The organism is Bradyrhizobium manausense (assembly GCF_001440035.1).
In the GTDB taxonomy this organism is placed as follows: Bacteria; Pseudomonadota; Alphaproteobacteria; order Rhizobiales; family Xanthobacteraceae; genus Bradyrhizobium; species Bradyrhizobium manausense.
The window spans coordinates 1-21,903 of record NZ_LJYG01000034.1 but is presented as its reverse complement, the minus strand read 5'-3'; the positions used below and the strand labels follow the sequence as shown (position 1 = coordinate 21,903).

The window sequence follows — 21,903 nt, the reverse complement described above, 5'->3', positions numbered from 1 at the left end:
CGATCGGCTTGGCCGAGAGGGCCTGCGGGTGCTCGCCTGCGCGACGAGGATCGACCAGGTGGCCGATGCCGAACCCTATGACAGGCTGGTGCTTGCTGGTCTTGTCGGCTTGGAAGACCCCGCGCGGGCCGACGTGCCACCGGCCATCCAGGACTGCCGGCAATCGGGAATTCGCGTTGTCATGGTTACAGGCGATCACGCGGTGACGGCGAAAAGTATCGGTCGAGCCGTCGATCTTGGGGAGAACGTTGCGAATGTCGTGGAGGGCAAGAATATCAGGCAGATGATTGAAACCGGGCGGCCTGCGCTCCGAGACATCGGAATTTTCGCGAGAGTAACTCCAGATGAAAAACTCGCCCTCGTTCGGACGTATCAGGCTGCGGGCGAGATTGTCGCCATGACGGGGGACGGGGTGAATGACGCACCCGCTCTGCGGCAGGCCGATATCGGTGTGGCAATGGGCTTGCGCGGCACCGATGTCGCGCGCGAAGCGGCGGCCATGATCCTGCTCGACGATGCGTTTCCAACCATCATCAAGGCGATCCACGAGGGGCGCGTGATCTTCGCCAATATCCGTCGCTTCGTCGCCTACCTCTTGTCCTGCAATCTCAGCGAGGTGTTGGCTGTCGGCCTTGCGGTGTCGCTGGCGCTTCCTTTGCCGCTCCTGCCGCTGCAAATTCTGTATCTCAATCTGGTGACAGACGTATTCCCGGCTTTCGCGCTTGCTATGGGCGAAGGCGAGGAGGGCATCCTCATGCGGCCGCCTCGCGATCCAAAAGAGCCTATCCTGGGCCGCCGGCAATGGATCACGATCATCCTGCACGGGGCGGCGTTGACCGCCGGCACGTTCGGGGCGCTGGCTGCTTCGTTCTGGCTCGCTCTCGATGCCCGATCAACAGTCACCACCACGTTCCTCACGCTCGCCTTTGCCCAGCTTTGCCAGACGTTCAACATGCGTGATCCGCGCTCGCCGCTCTTCGTCAACGAGGTGACGCGGAATGGCTGGTTGTGGGGCGCGCTCTTGCTCTGTGCAACGCTGCTCGCTGTGCCACCCTACCTACCGTCGGCTGCGCATTTATTGCAGCTTGCGCCTCCAAGTTCTGAAATGTGGTTGATCGTGATTATCTTTAGCGTGGTGCCGCTAATCGTCACGCAAATTGGCAGCGCGGTCATCCAACGGATTACGAGAGTGCGATAGCGACAAGGGAAGCGACTTTTCTCTTTGTTTTCAAAATATCTTCGGCCGTTTGGGAGCGTGAAATTGGTTGCCGAATGCGCGCAGACTGTGCCGGCGCTGCGCGGCTAAGGCCCTGATGAGGTCGCACCTTGAGATGCCTATACGTAGTCAAAACTGCAAGCACAGGCTGTCGGGAGGTTGGGGTGAGGACATTATTAAGCTACTTGCTGCCTTACATGATTGGCGTCATCTGCATCGGGGGCGTCATCTGGCTGCTTAGTCGCGGATAACGTTTGGGCGCGCTACGTTACTGACCTTCGAGATCGGCAAACGAGGGTACACGGCCTATCCGAACAGGTGCGCGAGCCAGTACGCCGCTCCGGCGGCCAATCCACCCACCAGCACCGTTTGCAGGGCAGACTTGATCTTGTTGACGCCGGTGAAGTGTCCTTTGATGGCGCCGAAGCAAAGCAGGGCGACGCCGGTCGCAGCGACCGAGATCTGCAGGGCCGTTCCGATGTTTTGGGTGAACATGTAGGGGACGAGGGGAATCAGGCCGCCGACCACGTATGAGCCTCCGATCGTGGCGGCGCTGATTGGGGCACGCTTCGGATCGGGACGCTCCAATCCCAATTCGAAGCGCATCATGAAGTCGACCCATCGCTGGCGATTCGCCGAGACCGCGCCGACGACCGACTTGAGCGCATCCCCTTCAAGGCCGTACTCCCGGAAGATCTGCTCCACCTCCTCGATCTCCCGCTCGCGAAGCTGATCGATCTCATGGTGCTCGCGCTGTTCCTCGGCAGCATAGTGTTCCGCGTCCGTCCGCGCAGCGAGATACCCACCAAGGCCCATCGCGATCGCGCCAGCGACGACCTCGGCCAATCCGGCAGTGACGATCACGTCGGTGCTGGCGACGGCCGCGGAAAGCCCGGCCGCCAGTGCGAACGGGACCGTCAGGCCGTCCGCCATCCCGATCACGACGTCGCGGACGCTTTCGGAGGCGGTGAAGTGCTTTTCGACGTGCGGGGTGGCGGGCAAAGGACGCTCCTGGTTGCAGTTTGGATTTGCAGAGAGCTGCCTAGTCAGCAGCTCTCTTCCGGCCGGAGATCATGGACGCTACTAGGTTCTCGCGATGCTCGAAGCTTGCAATCAAGACGCCGAGGACATGCGCCACGACCAGGCCGACGGTGAGGTTGGCCAGGAATTCGTGGATGTGTTCGACCAGCTTGGAACCCCAGTAGGCGTCCGTCGTCATCATGTAGCCCGTGACGCACGTGCCGACCAGCGCAACGAGGAGCGCGACAATCATGGCGCCGCCCGCGGGATTGTGTCCGATATAGCGGGGCGCCCTGAGCATCGCCATGTCGCGCAGATAGGCGAACACCTCGCGCGGCGGATGAACGAAGTTCGAAAATCGCGCATGCTGCGGGCCGATGAAGCCCCAGACGACTCTGGACGCGAGAAGCCCGGCGATCGCGTAGCCAGCCGCCACGTGCACCCGCTCGATGTCGTCGCCGGTGGCGTAGGCCAGAACGAACAAGCTTGCCAGCGACCAGTGGAAGATCCGGACGAAGGGATCCCAGACCTTGACCGTGGCCGGCGGCGTGGCGCCGCCGGCTCCGATCGTGTTGCTCACGGTTCTCATTTGCGGATCGTTACATCTGGCCAATGATCTGACCGTTGGTCGGGTCCACGAACAGCTCCACCCGATTACCGTTCTTGTCGAGCGTATAGAGTTCGCCGCAGGCGTTCTTGAGCTTGGCCTTCTGGACCTTGTAGCCCTGAGCCTCGACCTTGGCCTGCAACTGCGCGATCGGCAGCCACTGGGCCTCCGGGGCCGACGTGCACGGCTTGCCGAGGCTGCCGGCCTGGGCAGTGGCCGCTCCGAGCGTGACAGCGGCGACGGTAAGAATGGCGATCGTTCGCATAGGTATCTCCTGACGGTGGCCGGTCGCACAATGCGGCGGCGATGCGATGCAACCTGCCAGAAGCGGCCTGACAGGTGCCTGTTGAGCCAAGTCAGCGAATTGTCAGGTGATATCTGGCATCCATATCCTCCGGATGACGAGTTTCCTCATGGACTTACGCCCGCACCGAGTTCGCGCTCTTATGCTTGCAACCGCCCTTCTGCTTGCGGCGACCGGGGCGCCGGCGCTCGCCCGCGATCATGATGACGCACGACGGGCGGTGGAGGCTGGCGAGATACGCCCGCTTGCCGACGTTCTGAACATGGTCAAGGGGAAGCTTCGGGGCGAGGTCGTCGGCGTGAAACTCGAAAGAGAGGCCGGCGTCTGGATGTACGAATTTCGCGTCGTCGACGAGGAGGGGCATCTGCTCGAGATCCACGTTGACGCCCGAAGCGGCGAAATCGGGCGAACGAGGGTGAAGTGATGCGCGTGCTTGTTATCGAGGACGACCAGCGGATAGCGTCGGATATCTCGCACGCGCTCCAAGCCTCCGGGTACGTGGTGGAGACCGTGGCGAGCGGAGAGGATGCCTGGTTCCTCGGCGATACCGAGGACTACGGTGCCGTCATTCTCGACTTGGGTCTGCCCGGAATGGACGGCCTCGCCGTCCTGAAGCGTTGGCGCGCCAACAGCCGTCACATGCCCGTTCTCATCCTCACGGCACGGGGAAGCTGGGCCGAACGCGTAGACGGCATCGACGCTGGCGCGGACGACTACCTGCCGAAGCCGTTCCGGATGGAGGAACTCCTCGCCCGGTTGCGATCCATCGTTCGGCGCTCGGCAGGGCACGGCTCCTCGGTCATAACGGCGGGTGAGATCACACTCGACGAGCGGCAGATGAAGGTGACCCGCCGCGGCGTGCCGATCACGCTCTCACCGCTCGAGTACAGGCTAGTTGCCCACCTCCTCCGCAATCGCGGGCGAGTCGTTTCGCAGCAGGAAATTGACGAGAACGTCTACGGTCATGGCGAAGAGCACGACTCCAACACACTTGAGGTGCTGGTCGGGCGCGTGCGCAAGAAGCTTGGTCCCGACGCGATAGCGACCCGGCGGGGGTTCGGTTACCTGATGCCTGATGCGCCTGCATGAAACGACACTCGCTCAGACTGCGACTCGTCGCCGGCGGCATCGTCGCGATCCTGATCGCGCTTGCGATTGCCGGTGGGGGGCTCGTCGTCCTCTTCGAACGCCATGTGTCACGCACCCTGGCGCAAGATCTCGACGTCCATTTGAAGCAGCTTCTCGCCAATATCGACGTCGACCCCCAGGGCAAGCTGGTGCTGTCCCAGACCCCGGTCGATCCGCGGTTCGCGGATCCTCTTTCCGGGCTCTACTGGCAAGTCGGTGATGATCACGGGCAGTTGCTCCGCTCGCGGTCGCTGTGGGATTCGGCCATGGAGCTTCCGGTCGACCGTCCAAGCCCTGGCGAAACGCACCAGCACGAAGCTTCGGGTCCCGGTGGCCAGCGCGTGCTGGTCGCCGAACGCGCCGTCACCCTTTCCGCGGGTGGGAGGCCGGTGACCGTCCGGCTCGCCGTCGCCGAAGACCTTGCGAGGGTGTCGGAGGCAAGCTCGGCGTTCGCCAAGGATCTCTCGATCGCGCTTGTCCTTCTCGGCTGCGTGCTGGCCCTTGCGACTTGGATCCAGGTCGGCATCGGCTTGCATCCGCTCGTCGCGCTGCGCCGCGGAGTGGCCGATATAAGAGCAGGGCGTATTCGCCACCTGCCATCCTCGGTCCCGACCGAAGTCCAATCTCTCGTCGAGGAAGTCAACGCACTCATTGATGCGCAGGAACACGAAATCGAACGTTCCCGCGGTCGCGCCGCGGACCTGGCGCACGGGCTGAAGACGCCGCTTGCTGCCCTTGCGGCCGATGCTTCGCGTCTCCGGGAGCGGGGCGAGCGCGACATTGCTCGGGACATCGACGCCGTCGGAGAAGCTATGGGCCGTCATGTCGACCGTGAACTCGCGCGGGCGAGGATTCGCGGTAGCGCGAGGGGTAACCCCGCAACACCCGCCTCTGTGAAGCCGCTCATAGGGTCGATCATCGCGACCATCTCGCGCACTCCCGACGGCGCGCGAGTGACGTTCGAGAACTTTGTCGGTGACGATCCGTCCGTCCCGCTCGACAGGACCGACCTCGCGGAAGTACTAGGCAATCTGATTGAGAACGCCGCCCGACATGCTACGGAACGTGTCCGCATCACCGTCGCCGGCGACGGGCTGTCCCTTGTCGTCGAAGATGATGGCGAAGGGATCGAGCCTAGTCAGCTCGAGCGGGTGATCGAGCGCGGTGCCCGCCTTGACGAGCGCGGAGGAACCGCGGGTCTGGGTCTCGCAATCGTCCAGGACGTCCTGGAGGCGTATGAGTGGGGGCTGCACCTCTCGAAGTCGGAACTCGGCGGGCTGAAGGCGAGAATCGCTCCGCGGTCTGCGATCTCCAAGCTCTCGAGTCCTTCCGCAACAGAATCGAACGCCTCGGCAACTTCGCAGCAGCAAGCCTGACGCTATAGGCGTCGGCGCCAGTATTTTGATCAAGTCCGAGAGAGCCACTCAGAAAGTTCACGCTTCGATCCAATCACTCGTTTTGGCTGAACAGGATTTATTGTCCCGGCGGAAATGCGCAGGGCGCGCTCGAGAATCGTCCGTGCAAATGCCTTGGCCTCCGCTTCCGTGAGAAAGGTTTTGGTCTCGCGCCGGTAAATGCGGTTTGTTGCGCGGTTCGCTGGTTCGAAGGAGATGTACCACTTCGGCTTCATAGCCGGTCTTTATCGCCGATTGGACCTGACAATTTGCTGACATGCCTCAACAGCTTCCGGTCAGCGAAGGTGCCTTATTTTTCAAACAGCGACCGGCGAGGCAGTTGATGAATATCAACCCTCTGACATGCAGATCGGAGAATAGTTGGTCCAACGGACAAATCTCCGGTCTTGATCGCTGCAATGGGATCTTGGCAATGCATCGGAGTTTAACAGCGCGCTTGTGGAGCAGCGGCACCCGCACCCTGATGGTAGCGGCGTTTCTGGCTGTGCCTTCTATGTCGATGGCCGAGGATGGAGTGAAACTCAGCCCTGAGCAGGCAACAAGCTTGGGAGTTCGTGTCGTTCATCCTGTTGCGAGTCCAACCGACAAGACACTTCCTTATCCAGCCCAGATCGTCGTTCCCACACCGCAATTGTGGGTCGTTAGCGCTCCCATGGCTGGCATGGTCACCAATCTTTCGGTGGCGCGAGGGGACCGCGTCGCCGCTGGGCAGCCGCTCGCCATCATGGAGAGCCAGGGCTTCGTGTCGCAGCAGCGCGACTATCTGCATGCCGTGGCGCAGGAAGTCCTGGTTACACAGCAACTCAACCGCAACACCCAGCTCTTCCAAGGCAATGCGGTAGCACAGCGTGTTCTTGAGGCGAGCCAGGCGGAGGCACGGCAGGCGAGCATTGCGGTCGCGGAGCGCCGTCAGATGCTTCGTCTCAGTGGCCTCTCAGATGAGACGATCTCAAGACTGACCAGCGAGGCGGCGATCACCGCGACCCTAACGGTCGCCGCGCCGCGGCCGGCCACCGTGATCGATATTGCTGTTTCTCCCGGCCAACGCGTGGAGCAATCGGCACCGCTGATCAAGCTCGCACAGCTCTCTCCACTCTGGGTCGAGATCGCGGTGCCTGCATCGAATATCAAAGCCATTCAACAAGGCGCGAAGGTGGAGGTCGACGGCTATGACACTCCAGGCCAAGTGGTGCTGGTTTCTGAAACGACCGATCCGGCTACACAAACCGTGCTGGTCCGAGCCGAAGTGCCGAACTCAGGCGATTTGCGCCCGGGGCAGACTGCTGCAGCTCGGATTTCCTTTGTTTCCAAACGGGAGAGCGCTTGGGAACTTCCTTACACTGCGCTGATCCGCAGGGGTGAGCAGGCCTCGGTGTTCGTGGCAATGCAGGACGGATTCCGTCTGGTGCCGGTCACGTTACTTGAGGAGGACCAGGACCACGTCGTGATTTCCGGTACCATCACAGACAAGGACGAAGTGGCGGTCAGTGGCATCTCCGCGCTCCGCGGAATCCTGCTCAAACTGGGCGCAGGCTAGTCATGCTCGAACGCCTTGTCGCATTTGCGCTTTCTCAGCGGCTCTTCGTCGCGCTTGGTGTGCTCCTATTGATCGGCGCCGGACTGGTTATGTTGCCCAGCCTGCCCATCGACGCCTTTCCGGATGTCTCGCCCGTCCAGGTCAAGGTCATCATGAAGGCGCCGGGTCTCACCCCGGAGGAGGTGGAACAGCGGGTCACAGTGCCGATCGAGCTCGAACTGCTTGGGTTGCCAAACAAGAAGATCCTGCGCTCTACCACCAAATACGCCCTGGCCGATGTCACAGTCGATTTCGAGGACGGCACAGACATCTACTGGGCGCGTAACCAAGTGTCCGAGCGCTTGGCCAACATCACCCGTGACTTGCCAGATGGAGTGTCAGGTGGGCTCGCCCCGATCACCAGCCCGCTCGGCGAAATGTTCATGTTCACCATCGAAAGTGCAGAACTTTCGCTGGCCGAGCGGCGGAGTCTGCTCGATTGGGTGATCCGTCCGGCGCTGAGGACGGTGCCAGGAGTGGCCGACGTCAATGCGCTCGGGGGGTATGTCCGGGCGTTTGAAATCGTCCCGCTTAGCGATGCGCTTGCAGCCCGCGGCATTTCCTATGAAATGTTTCGGCGCGCGATCGAAACCAACAGTCGCAACGACGGAGCCGGTCGGGTCAATCAGGGCGAAGACAGTGCCCTTGTGCGTATCGAAGGCAGCATTCGGACCATCGACGACATCAGGCAAATCGTCGTCGATACCAAAGATGGGGTTCCGATCCGGGTCAAGGATATTGCCCGCGTCCAGCTGGGGGCACTGACACGGTACGGCGCTGTCACCGCGGATGGTCATGGCGAGACCGTCGAGGGCCTCGTGCTTGGTCTGCGAGGCGCCAATGCACGTCAACTGGTGGCCGACGTGCAGGCACGCCTCGACGAGATTAAGCAATCACTCCCTCAAAGTGTCAGTATCCAGGTCTTTTACGACCGTGGCCGGCTGGTTGACCGCGCGGTTGGCACCGTTATCCGCGCACTTGGTGAAGCAACTGTCCTTGTCGTCGTGCTTCTCCTGCTTTTTCTCGGCAACTGGCGAGCCTCCCTGGTGATCGCCCTAAGCTTGCCGCTCGCGATCGTGATCGCCCTTATCGTCATGCGCATGGTCGGCATGTCAGCAAACTTGATGAGCCTCGGCGGCCTTGCCATCGCTATCGGCATGCTGATCGACGCTCTGGTGGTGGTGGTCGAGAACGTCGTCGGAAATCTGAGTAAGGAATCGCAGGGAAAGGCCGCGCCGCTAGTCCATGTCATCTACCGCTCCGTCTCCGAGGTGCTTCAACCGGTCGCCTCGGGCGTGCTGATTATCATGATCGTATTCGTGCCGCTGCTAACGCTGGAGGGGCTTGAAGGGAAGTTATTCATCCCTGTAGCGCTCGCGATCATCTTTGCGCTCGGCGGCTCGTTGCTCTTGGCGCTCACGGTCATTCCCGTAGCAACATCGTTTCTCCTCAAGACTACGTCGCATCAAGATCCGTGGTTGATCCGACTTGCGTCGCGGCTCTATGCACCCGCACTTGCTTGGGCACTGAAGAACGAGCGCAAGGTAGTCATCGCCGCAGCCGCGGCCCTCGTCGCTGCCGGCTATGCCTACACCCAGCTCGGCAAGACCTTTATGCCGACGATGGACGAGGGCGACACCATCGTCAGTGTCGAGGCGCTACCATCGATCAACCTGGACGAAATGATCGCTATCAACGCTAGACTTCAGTCGGCCATTCTCGCGAAGGTCTCTGACGTCAAGAGTATCGTGGCCCGGACCGGGTCCGACGAGCTCGGGCTTGACCCGATGGGACCTAACCAGACCGACACATTCCTGGTCCTGAAGCCCGCAGAAGAGCGGAAGACAATCGACAAATCTGCCCTGATTGAAGAACTGCGGCAGGTGCTCGGCAATTTTCCGGGACTGTCGCTCAGCTTTACACAGCCGATCGACATGCGCGTGCAGGAAATGATCAGCGGCGTCCGCGGCGATGTCGCGGTGAAAATCTTTGGAGCCGATATCGGCAAGCTCAATGAGATTGCGAGTAAGCTATCCGCCATTTTGTCCGGCATCGACGGCGCTGAGGATGTCTACACCACGCTCAACGAGGGTGCCCAATATTACACGATCACCGTGACTCGGATGGAGGCGGGGCGGCTCGGCCTGACGGTGGACGCCATCTCCAATTCGTTGCGCACCCAGATCGAGGGACGCACGATCGGCACGGTGCTGGAAGAGGGACGCCGTACTCCCATCCTCGTTCGCGGCAGCGAAACGACGCGCGAGGCTCCGACACTGCTCGCCAGCCTGCCGCTAACCCTTGCCTCGGGCCAGCACGTGGCGCTCTCACAAGTCGCTCGCATTCAGCGCGTCGACGGTCCCGTTGTGGTCAATCGCGAGAACGGAAATAGGATGAGCGTTGTGCGAGCCAATGTGCGCGGTCGAGACATGGTCGGGTTCGTTGAGGCGGCTCGCCAGAAGGTCGCCACGGAGTTGCCGTTGCCCGAGGGTTACAGGCTGACTTGGGGCGGTCAGTTCGAAAATCAGCAACGCGCGGCGGCGCGGCTTTCGATCGTGGTGCCAGTGGCGATCGGGCTTATCTTTGTGCTGCTCTTCACGACTTTCGGTTCGATCCGACAAGCGCTGTTGGTCCTCGTCAATATCCCGTTCGCCGTGATTGGCGGCGTGTTTGCTCTGGTGCTTACCGGCGAATACCTTTCGGTCCCGGCGTCCGTTGGGTTCATCGCGCTTTTGGGAATTGCGGTGCTGAACGGCGTCGTTCTGGTCTCCTATTTCAACCAACTCCGCGCCCATGGCGTACCGGAGGGTCGCATCGTCGTCGAGGGGGCCATGCGCAGGCTCAGACCGGTTCTAATGACGGCGAGCATCACGGCCTTGGGCCTGATCCCACTCCTGTTTGCGACCGGTCCGGGATCGGAGATCCAGCGCCCGCTCGCAATCGTGGTGATCGGTGGTTTGCTCTCCTCGACAGCCTTGACGCTGATCCTTCTGCCGATCCTTTATCGCCGATTTGGCGGCATCATGAAGGAGGCTAAATGAGTACCGAATTCGCCTGCCTCACGCTGATCGCCGGCCGAGCGCTCCGCGACGAGCTGTTCGACTTTCTCAGCGAGCAGAGCGATCTCGTTTCCGGCTTCACGGCCTCGGACGCCGCGGGCCACGGTCCCGACGTCCGATTGCAGACATCGGCCGAGCGGGTCAAAGGGCATGCCGACGAACTGATGGTCCGGACGATTCTCCGGGTGCAAGCAGCTGCGCAGTTGCTCGAACGGCTGAAGGCGGCCTTCGTTGGATCCAGGATCGTCTATTGGGTCACGCCAGTCTCGGAATTCGGCGTGATCGATCTCCCCAACCGGTGATGCTGCCGATCCGCTGATGCATCGCGTCAGATCCGAACAGGATTCATCTCGGACGCGTCGGCGCGATAGTGCCGCCAGCAAGTGCCTCTGCTCGACAAAAATCCACGTCGGCGCCGACTGCATCGCCCATTTTGGCTTTCATCGTGGCGCGCTCGCGGATGAGAATCTGATTTTTCGGGTCTGCTTTGATGACGACGTCGAGGTCGGCGATAGCACGGTCGAACAGGCCTTTGCGGCTATAAGCCGCTGCTCGAGAACCAAACGCTGCGAAGTAATCCGATTTCAGTCGAATCGCGTGATCAAAGTCCGTGATCGCGCGGTCTAACTCGCCCTTGGCCATCAACGCCACGCCCCGATTGTTGATGGCAACATGGTGGTCGGGCATCAGGCGAATGGCCTGATCGTAGTCCTCTATGGCGCGGTCCAGATCTCCATTCGCCCTGAACGCCAGCCCACGATTGTTGTAAGCCGCGACCAATTGGGCGAGAAGCCGCTCGCCTGCGGAGATGATCGCCGTGCATCCTCGGATGGGGCGATCAGACGATAGCTCAGCGGAACGTGCGCAGGTATCCCAATCTTCGTCGCTCAGCGCTGACGCTGGCGAGGTGTAAAACGCGACTAGCATCGCAGTCATGGCGAGCGTTCCACCGGCGACAATTCTTGTGAGGGATTTCATCATTGCCTGCACTCTTGCCACTTTGTGACCGAGACCCAATAGCACCCGAGAGTACGAGCGCTCGTCGGCCCTCTGGGCTGGTTTTGGTGTTGGCCAATATGGTGGTTGGTAGCTGACATTTGACTGACGTGGATCAACGGGATCTTGTCAGTCATCCTCCGGTATCATCATCCGCCATCACCTTGGAGTGACGAACGATGGCCCGAGGTCCAAATAGCGCATTCAGAGCAGTCGACCTCGGCTTAGGCGTTCGAAACGCGAAACGCGACGTGAGAGGCGTCCTTGGCCAGCGCAAGAACTCAGGTCGACATTCCCGTAGCGTGCAAGGCGCAAACCGCTTGAGCGTCGGAGTTTCAGCGCACCGAGCCCCAGATTGATCTTTACTGAATTGGAACAACTGGCGGGACTGCACCTCGTTTATCTTAAGCGTCCCGTTGGATTGCCTTTCGGCTACCACCTCTTCTGAGCCAATCCTGCAACGGACCGTCTTGCGCCATCGACGCGCCTCTGACTGCTCCGGTGATCTGCGGCGGGTGCGACTGCCTCAGAGGCACTATCGAAGAGCTTCAGAAGCTCGCTCGTGACGGAAGGCCATTTCCCGAGCTTTGAGCCTGTCGATAGTTGCCCTGCGCAGCAACGGCACCCTCAGCGGAAGCTTTCCATGACGCGCGTTATGGCCGGGTGTGTCCGGTTTTTGACCTTAATCCAACCTTTCGATCTGCCGCCGCTGTAACGCCGATCGCGACGACACCAGGCCCTCGAGGCCCATCCGGCAGGCTGCGCCGAACAGCTCCGGGCCGATCGCGCCAGGTTCGAACGGTGCGACGAACATGCCGTCAGGGCGGCCGCGCAGGAGGCGCCCAAGGTTCGTCTTGCGCATCGTCAGCGGCAGTTGCCGCAGATCCTCGCCGGCGAGTGCGACGATGTCGAAGGCATAGAGCTGCACCTCGGCATCGTGCCGACGCGAGTGTCTACGAATGCTCAATCGCCGGGAACGATTCATGGGCTTCGGCGGCTGAGAGAGACGCGCGCTCCCGCCTGTCTTCGAGGACACGGATGGAACGCGACCAGCAAGATCGGAAGACGGCCCCGCCACCGTGCCAACGCTGCGGCGGGATTCCTCGCTTACTGCACAGGCTGTTTGCGCCTCGGAATGACCGATGCATCAACCTGTATAGATGTGCTTGCGGCGACTCATTTGGGACGAGTAAGGCCGCCTCGGTGGGCGGCCTCGTTCGCGGATTCAGATAGGCGTGGCGTTACCTTCGGACCAGCGATTGATCACGCCCCTCATGATCCTCGCGAACATCTTGGCTCGGTTCAGCGCTTCCTTGCGGACCACTTGCTCCAGCCGCAGTCGACGCGACGGAAGGTCGTCCCAACAGAGTTAGCGACTAGGGCCGTGCTCGATTAATGACAACGCTTCGTCCGCGCTCTAAGCTTCGCGGACCCGGCGGAGCGGTTGCGGCGATGACCGGAGCGCTCCGCTCCGCCTCAACCACGCGGGCACGAAGACTTTCCAGTTCGAACAATTGAGATGTGAGCTGTTCTAGGCGCTCACGCAACAGCACAGCGGCCTCAGCCGCTTGACCATGACGTTCTCGCATGTCGTGCTAGCCCCCAGCCAAGTTTTTGAACGAAAACTTGGATCATGGCCCGCCGTTGGACCGATCGGGAAAATGATGCAATCGAGATTAAGATCACCCGGCGTTGTTCCGACACCAACATATGTTGCTTCAGCCAAAAGTTAATGAAGCGAGCGCGGCCGCCCGTGGCAAGTTCACCTTCTGGCCCGGGATCAGGAACCTGGGCTATTCGGGAAAACTTGGCAATCGCTCCGTCGCTCCTGGCGGCCCCGGAAAGCGCGCGAGCTACTGCGCGTCGTGGGTGTGGAAAGCGTTCTCTTGCTGCTCGGAATGGGCCATCACCCGTCTGCCGATCGCGTTCTGGGGCTTGCACAAATAAGTATAGCCGCGCGAGACATCGGCACGCTGGCAGACGGCCCAGCAGGACTCAACAAACAAAACGGTCATTACGTCACTAATGACGTAATATCAATTTCGGCAGTATTGGGCCAGCAACGCACCAGGGTTAGGCGCCCATCCGCCCCAGCATGTCCAGCAATACCTGCATCACCTGCAGTGTTGCTCCCCCTCGTACCCGAGGGGCGACTACAAGAACACACTGTTCCAAAGGCTAACCGAGGACGTCGGGCATCCTAAGCTTCGCGAGCATTTGGCGGCCGTCCTTATGCTTAGAAATACTCGCCAAATTGGCAGGTAGTCATGGATCGGCTTGATAAAGAGTTTCCGCAGTGGGGAAGCAACTACATGCTTCCATTTCCAGACGACTATAAGCCGCCAGAGGAACTGCCCAGCAACCAGATGCCCCAACAAGGCCCAAGCCGCCCGTTTTGGAAAATTTACGGGTGGTCATCGCGACATAAGATTGTCGCCTGGCGACAAAAGCCGGACGTAGGTCCCGCTCTCGTGCACATCCATCCAGCTCTTTTCGATCGCGTATTTAATGCCGGCGCCAAACTCGGCGCCTGTCGCGTTGCATCCGGACTTCGACAGGAAAGGGCTGTTGATCCTCTCGATGTGGATGCGGCCGTCCTGAACAGCCTCGACACCCTTGGCGAGCTCGACCAGCTTCCGTGCTGCAACCTCTGGATCGGAATACGGACGCTCGTTCATCAGCTTCATTGTTAAGTCCCCCATGCCAACTGCCTGCGCTCTATAGGCGATTCTCAATCATCATCGGGTCGGCGCGGGTTTCTTCCTCGGCAAAATAGCTTGCTCGGTGCCGTTGCTGCCGGCGACAATGCAGGACCCGCGCATGCCGCATGCCGTGCAGACGAACCGCGGCTCGAGCTGCGAAATCCTGAGTTCGTTCGGCCATCGGTCGACGTACTCGGCTGCAAGCTTGACGTTGTGGCTGCAGCGATAGTCCTCGCAGAACACGATCAGAACCCGCACGCCCGTTGACCGCAAATCGCCCAGCGTGATCTTCAACGGTCGGCCATCCGGTTCGGTGCGGTCTTTTGGTCGGGCAGGGCGAGGCATGCCGCCATCGAACCGCGGCGCGAGCCAGAGTCAAATTATCAATCGGTGGTGTCTCGAAACGCCCGCTGGCTACTGCGCGTCGTGGGTGTGGAAAAGCGGACTAACTTTAAGAACCCTGTCGAAGTTAAGAGCGCTTCATGAAGAAGGGACGTCCTCGTGCCTCTGGTGATTGCGCGGCCCCGGGCGATCGTCCCAGGTCACATACCCGCACCATCGACACCGATACATCGTCACCGTCCCATCGATGCGAGCGTTGACCAGTTCGCTCACGATTACCTCGCTGCTGCCGCGGCATCGTCCGCAGGTCGGCAGAGATGCAGGCGTCATGTTGAAGTCCGCCGCCTTTCCCACGAGGATAGCTCCAGAGCATGCCTTCACCGCAGACTTCTCTGTGAACGGCCCGATGCTACCAGAGTTCATACCCGGCGGGGAGAATAGAAAGAGGCCGTCAACTCAGGCGGCTTACTCTTTACCGAGCAGTTCAACCTCCAGAGCCAATATCTGCATTAGAAGTTGCGTTGCGGCTTCGCGATCTTCCATGCCATCGGCGACTTGCCTCAATCGTGCGATCTTGGCTTCCAGTTCTTTCCGTGCGGTGAGGGCGTCCTAAGCTTCCACTTGCTATTCCTTCCACCGGCTTCCACCTAATGTGCTACCAACCCCTTATACCCCCGGGGCGTCGGAAGCACCGCCGCTGTGTTCGGTCAGGGACGCTGTCTAGTCGCTCCAGCCGGCCCGCCTACGGTCGGTAACGGCTCGCCGGGAGCCCGATCAAGTGGTTGATGTGGTCTCGCGAGGCCCGTCGTATACGGCGGCGCGTCGTTGCTCGCTGTCCGGAGGTTGACCTTTTCCACGGTGACTGCAGACGCGATCACGACAACGGCGACCACGGCAAGTGCAAACAAGACCAATGCTGTCCGGTGCTGATCCATCAAAAACCCTCCGCGAAGGGCGACACGCCAAGGCTTGAAATAAATGTCCGCAACCGAGCCCTAACGCGCCAGCGAGGGCTGGGTTTCAAAATTGAAACCACGAAAAGCAATTCCGGCCGCCTCAGTGTGATCACGGCGCTGTGCAAGCAACCGTAGATTCTGCCAACATCGGCCTGCAATCCAACACGAGAAAGGGCCGCCTGATCGTGCGACCCTTTCCATCGGAAAAAAATGATGTCTCAATCCAGCCGCTGGGTGAAAATTTCTAAGGATACAAACGTCGCTCCCAGACACACGGATTGAAGCGGCCGATTGTTTCAAGATTATTTCGTCGCGAATTAAATCGTGTTTCGCCTATGGAATCCGTGTGGCTATTTTAGCACGCCACTGAATTAATAGCCGCACGCTATTGCTCCCGATTCGAGATTCAGGCTTCTTAATCGAGGCGGAATTGCGTCGATGGGGACTAACGTGCACGGCGAAGCCGGATGCATCGTTTGCTGCCAAGCCAGAGCGCTGAAAGCGCTTTTTCCGGTGGCTGAAGGATGCGAGCTAAAGCTCTATGAATGTGCTAGCTGCGCTAGCCGTATGTGGCTGATCACTAGAGGATCGACGCCAAACCGCGGGAAGAAAGAAATGCAGCCTATGACAATCGACGCTGCACTAGAAGCCGCTGCTTTGGGAGTACGATTGCCGAGTGAACCTATCACCCGGCGATAGGGATCGTGTCGACCCTTTGGCAGGGTAAGCAGCGATAGGCATAAACAGCCGGCAGACCTGCAATCTTTGGGAGTGTCGCAAGGTACTCCATGGGATGCCTGCATTCTTTGCAAATAAGAACCGGTGGAGTGGCCCGCCTCATTCAAATGCCCTTAAAAGTGGGCACCGTAGGGTTTTGGAATTCCGAGCGCATCCCCGGTCTATTACCGTCGGCTATCGAAATTTCGGTGGGCGTCAAATCAGAAAACAAAAACGCCGCCCGCTTAAATGCAACGCGGGCGGCGGCTGTCCAGCCCCGGTGGGTTTAACGCAAATCTCCGGTGCAGATTATCATGCACAAGTTGTGCCAAGGTTTTGCGTCGCGTCTTGGGACAGGTGAGGGCCTTACGGTTACCGACGAGCCCGCAGGTGAGGACAGCGCCTACTGTGGGTCCGTTCGCGGGGTGAGCCAGACCAGCAACAGTCAAGCCCGCGATGGTCAAACTGCGAAGAACTCGGGTAGAGCAAATCTGGTCTGCTCTGACGCAGTGAGCAGACTTCCATCAGACACGGCTGCACGTCGCTGAACGGCCAGGGGACTAAACCGCTCGCGCGGTAGGCCGCTGCGGCAAGCGGGGCGGCCAAGACGATAGCGCCGAGGGGCGTCCTGTCTTGAGATTGAGGGGTTGCAACAACCTCACTCAAGACAGGAGCATCCCATGACCGACGAGGCAATGAGCCCGTTGCGCCGGCGCATGATCGAAGACATGACGATCCGCAAGTTGGCCCCGAAGACCCAACATGACTACGTGCAAAGGGTCAAGAACTTCGCGGCGTTTCTCGGGCGCTCGCCCGATACGGCGAGCTTCGAGGGCGTGCGGCGCTACCAGCTGCATCTGGCGGCGAGCGGCGTTGGGGTGCCGACCATCAATCAGACCGTCTCGACCCTGCGGTTCTTTTTCAAGGTCACGCTGAAGCGCCACGAGATTGTCGAGCACACCCACGTCATTCACGAGCCGCGCAAGCTGCCGGTGGTGCTCAGCGTCGAGGAGGTGGCGCGGCTGCTCGCTGCCGCGCCGGGGCTGAAGTACAAGGCGGCGCTAAGCGTCGCCTATGGCGCCGGCCTGCGTGCTGCCGAGGTGGTTTCGCTCAAAGTCGCCGACATCGACAGCAAGCGCATGATCATCCGCGTCGAGCAGGGCAAGGGCGGCAAGGACCGTAACGTCATGCTCTCGCCGAGCTTGCTTGACCTGCTGCGGGCCTGGTGGAAGGCGGCGCGGCCGCAGGGCTGGCTGTTCCCGGGCCGCAATCCGGCCCAGCCGATGACCACCCGCCAGCTCAACCGCGCCTGTCATGCCGCCGCCCAGATGGCGGAGATCAACAAGCGCGTCTCGTTGCACACCTTGCGGCACAGCTTCGCCACTCACCTCCTGGAGCAGAACGTCGACGTCCGCGTCATCCAGGTGCTGCTCGGTCACGCCAAGCTCGACACCACGGCGCTCTATACCCGCGTCGCCACCAAGACCATCAGCGAGGTCATGAGCCCGCTAGAGCACATCGCACTCAAGCTCAAGGAGATCCGGCCACCCGGCTGACGCCAAGGCCCATGTCGCGCCCGGCGTTGGAGGTTGCGGATATCCTCCGCGACCATGGTCCGGCATGGCGTAAAGCCAATGCCGGCCATGTCAGCCTCGACCAGATGAAGGTGATGTCGGCGATCGAGCGCTGCCGCACGGCGGCACTCGGCGGCCATGTCGCGCGCTGCGCGGACTGCGCTTATACCACCATCGCCTACAACTCCTGCCGCAACCGGCACTGCCCGAAGTGCCAGGGCGCCGCCGCCAAGGACTGGCTCGCCGACCGCGAAGCCGAGTTGCTGCCGGTGCCGTACTATCACGTGGTGTTCACGTTGCCAGCAGCCATCGCCAACATCGCCTACCAGAACAAGGCCATCCTCTACGATTTCCTGTTCAAGGTCTCGGCTGAGACCATGCTGACGATCGCGGCCGATCCGAAGCATCTCGGCGCCAGGATCGGCATCACCGCCGTGCTGCACACCTGGGGCTCAGCGCTCACCCATCACCCGCATGTGCACATGATCGTGCCGGGCGGTGGCATCTCGCCCGATGGCCAGCGCTGGGTCTCGTGTCGGCCGGGCTTCTTCCTTCCCGTGCGCGTGCTCTCCCGCCTGTTCCGGCGCCTGTTCCTTCAGAAGCTCGTCACCGCCCACCAAGCCGGCCGCCTGAGCTTCTTCGGCGAGCACACAGAGCTGGCCGATGCACAGTCCTTCGCAGCTTTCCTGGCGCCGCTGCGCAAAACTGAATGGGTCGTCTACGCCAAGCAGCCGTTCGGCGGACCTCAGGCGGTGCTGGCCTATTTGTCGCGCTACACCCATCGCGTCGCCATCGCCAATAGCCGCCTGATCGCCTGCGACGAGCGCGGCGTCACCTTCAAGTGGAAGGACTATCGCATCGAAGGCCGCGATCGATACAAGCAGATGAGGCTCGGGACCTTCGAGTTCATCCGCCGCTTCCTCAGCCACGTGCTGCCAAAAGGCTTGAACCGCATCCGCCACTACGGCCTGTTCGCCAAAGGCGCTTGCACCGACAACATCGCACGCGCCCGGGAGCTGCTCGCCGCTGCAAAACCTGAACGTCAGCCCACCGTGGCCGCCGTCGATCCCAGCAAGCCGGCTTGTCCATGCTGCGGCGGTCGCATGAACATCATCGAAGTCTTCGAGCGCGGTGCAATGCCACGGCATCGGCCGACAGCTCCAACGAACCACATCAGGATCGACACCTCATGACCGTGCCGCAATCGCGCAAATCCGCTCGCCGCGCTCGCTGGCCTTCGACCAGCCACGGCAGAGCGCGTCCAGATATCTATCAACCGTCACAAACCGTCGGACAATTTGTGGAGTTCGATGCCATCCGCTGCGCATTCGTCAGTGACTTCACCGTCGCGCAACGCGTTGGACCGGCTCGATCCCGATCAACGAGCTCGCCCACGACGCTCAAATCCCCATAGCGACTGCCGCAACGCCTTACGTTTCCTCACGCGCGGTTTCCTCCCTTGGAGGCTTTCGGACGCCGGCCGCCCGAATATGCCGCGCCGTCGGTCATGCGGCCGGCATCCGAAACCCTTCACACGACCAGACCTTTTCATGTCATCTGTATCGCGGGTCTTTGTGGTTGCTACTTTCCGAAAATGTGGTGGTTTCCCGCTCGCCGCCCCAAATCTTATTGCCCGCCCTTTTCGGATGCCCCTTGAAATACAGGTTACGTTCAGCGAAGTACCTGTCGATTGCTCTTTTGGCCTCGTCAACAGATGGATAGTCGCTGTTGTGAAGAATCGCCCGTGCCATTCCGCTGAATACCGCCTCGATGACGTTTAAGAATTGCGCGCCTGCGGGCAATGGCGCGGTCTCTATCCGGGTCGAACCAGTGACCTCTGCCATAACGTTGTTTGACGCGATCCGACGCGCGAGTTGTTTGGACATGTGCCACGAAGCCGCGTCCCAAGACAGATAGATGCGCGACAGGTGGCGGTTGCAAGCTAGCAATTGATCCAGCAGCTTGACTATCTCTACCGTGTTTTTCTTCTCTGAGTAGAAGTGTGTCACTTGATTTGTTGAAAGCTCTAGGGCTGCGGTGATTATCAACGTTCCCTTGGATTTCTGCCATTGAGGTACCGTAGCATTCACACCGGGAGCAACAAGGCTGCGCCCGCCGCGCTTTAGAACGGCGACCGGTCCGAACTCGTCGATCGAGAAGAAGCCCTCATCGCGCTGTAAATGCCGTAGAATAGATTGTACGTTGCCTAGCTTGTTGCGGTACTCTGGGTCTTTACTTGTTAGGACCTGCTTAGCCTTTAGCCACCGATAACCAGCAGAGCGGATGATGGAATGTATGTTCCGCTTGCTCAGTAGCACCCCGGTTGTCTTCAGTGCTTGCTGCAGATCATCGCGCTTCCACGTTGACCGGTTGAAGCCGAAATCGGACGGCGGAGAATGGAGTATTTTGAATACTGCATCTCTTGCAGCGACGACCTCGGCTTTTGACTGAACGCGATGTTTCGGGCCACGCCGTTGCGGGAGCAAATCGCTCGTGAGCCCGCTAGCAGCATACCGGTTGTAGTACTTTCGAAAGGTTTGCGAGCAAGTGCCATGATGCGCGTAGAAGTCTCGCACCTTGGTGAATGCCATGGAGTTTCCAGATCTAACAGCTTCGTACTCGGTGATCAGTAGGCGCCATTGTCGGAGATAGCTTCTCTCAATTGTCCGATCGGATTTCATGACGCGCACCCTTGAGCCATCAGCGGAATAACATCGCGGAAACGGCCCCTCTGCGAGTATGGACCTTGTTTGCCAAGCAATTGTCCAAGTCCACTTCGGGTCAAAGGACTAAACCGCTCGCGCGGTAGCTTTCCGCGGCTGGCGGCACGGCTAAGACGATAGCGCAACGGGGCGTCCTGTCTTGAGATTGAGGTGTTGCAACAATCTCACCCAAGACAGGAGCATCCCCATGACCGACGAGGCAGTAAGCCCGCTACGCCGGCGCATGATCGAAGACATGACGATCCGCAAGTTCGCAGCCAAGACCCAACATGACTACATTCAACGGGTCAAGCATTTCGCTTTGTTTCTCGGGCAATCGCCCGATCTGGCGACCTTCGAGGACGTGCGTCGTTATCAGCTGCATCTGGCGACGGGCGGCGCTGGCGTGCCGACCATCAACCAAGCCATCTCGACGTTGCGGTTCTTTTTCAAAGTCACCTTGAAGCGCCACGATATCGTCGAGCACACCCAGTTCATTCACGAGCCGCGCAAGCTGCCGGTGGTGCTGAGCGTGGAGGAGGTAGCGCGGCTGCTCGATGCCGCGCCGGGGCTGAAGTACAAGGCGGCTCTCAGCGTGGCCTACGGTGCCGGGCTGCGTGCCAACGAGGTCGTCTCGCTCAAGGTCTCCGATATCGACAGCAAGCGGATGATCATCCGCGTCGAGCAGGGCAAGGGCGGCAAGGACCGCAATGTCATGCTGTCGCCCAGCCTGCTCGCGCTGCTACGGGCCTGGTGGAAGATGGCTCGGCCGCTAGGCTGGCTGTTCCCGGGCCGCGATCCGGCCCAGCCAATGACCACGCGCCAGCTCAATCGTGCCTGTCATGCCGCCGCGCAGATGGCGGAGATCAACAAGCGCGTGTCGCTGCACACATTGCGCCACAGCTTCGCTACTCACCTTCTGGAGCAGAACGTCGACGTGCGCGTCATTCAGGTGCTCCTCGGCCACGCCAAGCTCGACACCACCGCGCTCTACACCCGCGTCGCTACCAAGACCATCAGCGAGGTCATGAGCCCGTTGGAGCACATCGCTCTCAAGCTCAAGGAGGCGCGGCCGCCCGGCTGACGCCGGGCACCTGTGTCGCGCCCGGCTCTGGAGGTTGCGGATATCTTCCGCAGCCATGGCCCGGCATGGCGTCACGCCCATGCCGGCCATGTCAGCCTCGACCAGTTGAAGTTGATGTCGGCGATCGAGAGCTGCCGCACGGCAGCCCTCGGCGGCCATGTCGCGCGCTGCGAGGACTGTGCCTTTACCACCATCGCCTACAATTCCTGCCGCAACCGGCACTGTCCGAAGTGCCAGGGCGCCGCGGCGAAGCAGTGGCTCGCCGACCGCGAGGCCGAACTGCTGCCGGTGCCGTATTATCACATTGTGTTCACGGTGCCGGCTCGGATCGCCGACATCGCCTATCACAACAGGGCCATCGTCTACGATCTGCTGTTCAAGGCCTCGGCCGAGACCATGCTGACGATCGCCGCAGATCCGAAGCACCTCGGCGCCAGGATCGGCATCACGTCCGTGCTGCACACCTGGGGCTCGGCCATGACCCACCACCCGCATGTGCACATGA

Annotated in this window: 19 protein-coding genes; 11 read left to right on the top strand and 8 right to left on the bottom strand. The window is 60.7% G+C overall.

The features are described from left to right. On the top strand, window positions 1–1,198 hold a 1,198-nt coding region (locus AOQ71_RS47425), incomplete at its 5' end, for an HAD-IC family P-type ATPase (RefSeq protein ID WP_245316784.1). 324 nt (window positions 1,199–1,522) lie between these two features. Here the strand turns inward: AOQ71_RS47425 and AOQ71_RS07580 are convergent. Genes AOQ71_RS07580 through AOQ71_RS07570 form a run of 3 tightly spaced genes read right to left on the bottom strand, consistent with a single transcriptional unit; the run spans window position 1,523 to window position 3,108 of the window. Next, window positions 1,523–2,218, bottom strand: coding sequence for a VIT1/CCC1 transporter family protein (locus tag AOQ71_RS07580; protein WP_057743930.1), 696 nt, complete (start codon window positions 2,216–2,218; stop codon window positions 1,523–1,525). A gap of 40 nt (window positions 2,219–2,258) precedes the next feature. Continuing rightward, a complete protein-coding gene (locus tag AOQ71_RS07575) occupies window positions 2,259–2,825 on the bottom strand; it encodes a cytochrome b/b6 domain-containing protein (RefSeq protein ID WP_057743927.1) in 567 nt (188 codons plus the stop codon). Window positions 2,826–2,835: 10 nt separating this feature from the next. Further along, window positions 2,836–3,108, bottom strand: coding sequence for a PepSY domain-containing protein (locus tag AOQ71_RS07570; protein WP_057743924.1), 273 nt, complete (start codon window positions 3,106–3,108; stop codon window positions 2,836–2,838). A 106-nt stretch (window positions 3,109–3,214) separates the two neighbouring features. Between AOQ71_RS07570 and AOQ71_RS07565 the strand changes: the two genes are divergently transcribed. The 6 genes from AOQ71_RS07565 to AOQ71_RS07540 all read left to right on the top strand — a co-directional run bounded on the left by AOQ71_RS07565 (window position 3,215) and on the right by AOQ71_RS07540 (window position 10,627). Further along, window positions 3,215–3,571 carry a PepSY domain-containing protein gene (locus AOQ71_RS07565; protein WP_347336687.1) on the top strand — a complete coding sequence of 119 codons (357 nt, stop codon included), beginning with the start codon at window positions 3,215–3,217 and terminating at the stop codon, window positions 3,569–3,571. Further along, window positions 3,571–4,236: a response regulator transcription factor gene (locus tag AOQ71_RS07560; protein WP_057743921.1), complete on the top strand. Its 666-nt coding sequence runs from the start codon at window positions 3,571–3,573 to the stop codon at window positions 4,234–4,236. Before AOQ71_RS07565 ends, AOQ71_RS07560 begins: the two co-directional genes overlap by 1 nt. Then, window positions 4,233–5,651, top strand: a complete 1,419-nt coding sequence (locus AOQ71_RS07555) for a sensor histidine kinase (RefSeq protein ID WP_057743918.1) — start codon at window positions 4,233–4,235, stop codon at window positions 5,649–5,651. Before AOQ71_RS07560 ends, AOQ71_RS07555 begins: the two co-directional genes overlap by 4 nt. A 502-nt stretch (window positions 5,652–6,153) precedes the next feature. Further along, on the top strand, window positions 6,154–7,227 hold the full coding sequence (locus AOQ71_RS07550; protein WP_245316791.1) for an efflux RND transporter periplasmic adaptor subunit: 1,074 nt from the start codon (window positions 6,154–6,156) through the stop codon (window positions 7,225–7,227). 2 nt (window positions 7,228–7,229) lie between these two features. Next, window positions 7,230–10,307, top strand: a complete 3,078-nt coding sequence (locus tag AOQ71_RS07545) for an efflux RND transporter permease subunit (RefSeq protein ID WP_057743913.1) — start codon at window positions 7,230–7,232, stop codon at window positions 10,305–10,307. Then, complete coding sequence (locus AOQ71_RS07540; RefSeq protein WP_057743910.1) at window positions 10,304–10,627, top strand: DUF3240 family protein; 324 nt, start codon at window positions 10,304–10,306, stop codon at window positions 10,625–10,627. Before AOQ71_RS07545 ends, AOQ71_RS07540 begins: the two co-directional genes overlap by 4 nt. A gap of 43 nt (window positions 10,628–10,670) precedes the next feature. Here the strand turns inward: AOQ71_RS07540 and AOQ71_RS07535 are convergent, their stop codons facing one another. From AOQ71_RS07535 to AOQ71_RS07520, 4 genes are all read right to left on the bottom strand, one after another. Continuing rightward, the gene (locus AOQ71_RS07535) at window positions 10,671–11,306 is read right to left on the bottom strand and encodes a tetratricopeptide repeat protein (protein WP_245316783.1); all 636 of its coding nucleotides are present in this window, start codon (window positions 11,304–11,306) and stop codon (window positions 10,671–10,673) included. Window positions 11,307–12,003: 697 nt separating this feature from the next. Continuing rightward, window positions 12,004–12,249 carry a DNA ligase-like domain-containing protein gene (locus AOQ71_RS07530; protein ID WP_245316782.1) on the bottom strand — a complete coding sequence of 82 codons (246 nt, stop codon included), beginning with the start codon at window positions 12,247–12,249 and terminating at the stop codon, window positions 12,004–12,006. Window positions 12,250–13,735: 1,486 nt separating this feature from the next. Further along, a complete protein-coding gene (locus tag AOQ71_RS07525; RefSeq protein ID WP_057743906.1) occupies window positions 13,736–14,008 on the bottom strand; it encodes a hypothetical protein in 273 nt (90 codons plus the stop codon). A gap of 51 nt (window positions 14,009–14,059) precedes the next feature. Then, a complete protein-coding gene (locus AOQ71_RS07520) occupies window positions 14,060–14,317 on the bottom strand; it encodes a hypothetical protein (protein ID WP_063958205.1) in 258 nt (85 codons plus the stop codon). A 2,401-nt stretch (window positions 14,318–16,718) separates the two neighbouring features. Between AOQ71_RS07520 and AOQ71_RS07515 the strand changes: the two genes are divergently transcribed. Continuing rightward, window positions 16,719–17,594 (top strand): tyrosine-type recombinase/integrase, encoded by an 876-nt coding sequence (locus tag AOQ71_RS07515; RefSeq protein WP_057743903.1) that lies wholly within the window; start codon window positions 16,719–16,721, stop codon window positions 17,592–17,594. A gap of 11 nt (window positions 17,595–17,605) precedes the next feature. Beyond that, window positions 17,606–18,805 (top strand): IS91 family transposase, encoded by a 1,200-nt coding sequence (locus tag AOQ71_RS07510; protein WP_057743901.1) that lies wholly within the window; start codon window positions 17,606–17,608, stop codon window positions 18,803–18,805. Between the two features lie 360 nt (window positions 18,806–19,165). Here AOQ71_RS07510 and AOQ71_RS07505 read toward each other — a convergent pair whose 3' ends face one another. Beyond that, entirely contained in the window at window positions 19,166–20,203 is a 1,038-nt protein-coding gene (locus AOQ71_RS07505; RefSeq protein ID WP_083514030.1) for an IS630 family transposase, read from the bottom strand. A 319-nt stretch (window positions 20,204–20,522) separates the two neighbouring features. On the opposite strand from AOQ71_RS07505, the gene AOQ71_RS07500 reads away from it, so the two are divergent. Both AOQ71_RS07500 and AOQ71_RS07495 read left to right on the top strand, forming a co-directional pair. Further along, entirely contained in the window at window positions 20,523–21,398 is an 876-nt protein-coding gene (locus tag AOQ71_RS07500; protein ID WP_205668180.1) for a tyrosine-type recombinase/integrase, read from the top strand. Between the two features lie 12 nt (window positions 21,399–21,410). Then, the coding region (locus tag AOQ71_RS07495) for an IS91 family transposase (RefSeq protein ID WP_162268295.1) at window positions 21,411–21,903 on the top strand (493 nt) is incomplete at its 3' end.

What these genes read in the sequence shown, in the direction of transcription:
- AOQ71_RS07575 (WP_057743927.1), bottom strand. Translation starts at nt 2,825, where the DNA reads ATGAGAACCGTGAGCAACACGATCGGAGCCGGCGGCGCCACGCCGCCG.
- AOQ71_RS07570 (WP_057743924.1), bottom strand. Translation starts at nt 3,108, where the DNA reads ATGCGAACGATCGCCATTCTTACCGTCGCCGCTGTCACGCTCGGAGCG.
- AOQ71_RS07560 (WP_057743921.1), top strand. Translation starts at nt 3,571, where the DNA reads ATGCGCGTGCTTGTTATCGAGGACGACCAGCGGATAGCGTCGGATATC.
- AOQ71_RS07555 (WP_057743918.1), top strand. Translation starts at nt 4,233, where the DNA reads ATGAAACGACACTCGCTCAGACTGCGACTCGTCGCCGGCGGCATCGTC.
- AOQ71_RS07550 (WP_245316791.1), top strand. Translation starts at nt 6,154, where the DNA reads ATGGTAGCGGCGTTTCTGGCTGTGCCTTCTATGTCGATGGCCGAGGAT.
- AOQ71_RS07545 (WP_057743913.1), top strand. Translation starts at nt 7,230, where the DNA reads ATGCTCGAACGCCTTGTCGCATTTGCGCTTTCTCAGCGGCTCTTCGTC.
- AOQ71_RS07540 (WP_057743910.1), top strand. Translation starts at nt 10,304, where the DNA reads ATGAGTACCGAATTCGCCTGCCTCACGCTGATCGCCGGCCGAGCGCTC.
- AOQ71_RS07535 (WP_245316783.1), bottom strand. Translation starts at nt 11,306, where the DNA reads ATGATGAAATCCCTCACAAGAATTGTCGCCGGTGGAACGCTCGCCATG.
- AOQ71_RS07525 (WP_057743906.1), bottom strand. Translation starts at nt 14,008, where the DNA reads ATGAAGCTGATGAACGAGCGTCCGTATTCCGATCCAGAGGTTGCAGCA.
- AOQ71_RS07515 (WP_057743903.1), top strand. Translation starts at nt 16,719, where the DNA reads ATGACCGACGAGGCAATGAGCCCGTTGCGCCGGCGCATGATCGAAGAC.
- AOQ71_RS07510 (WP_057743901.1), top strand. Translation starts at nt 17,606, where the DNA reads ATGTCGCGCCCGGCGTTGGAGGTTGCGGATATCCTCCGCGACCATGGT.
- AOQ71_RS07505 (WP_083514030.1), bottom strand. Translation starts at nt 20,203, where the DNA reads ATGGCATTCACCAAGGTGCGAGACTTCTACGCGCATCATGGCACTTGC.
- AOQ71_RS07500 (WP_205668180.1), top strand. Translation starts at nt 20,523, where the DNA reads ATGACCGACGAGGCAGTAAGCCCGCTACGCCGGCGCATGATCGAAGAC.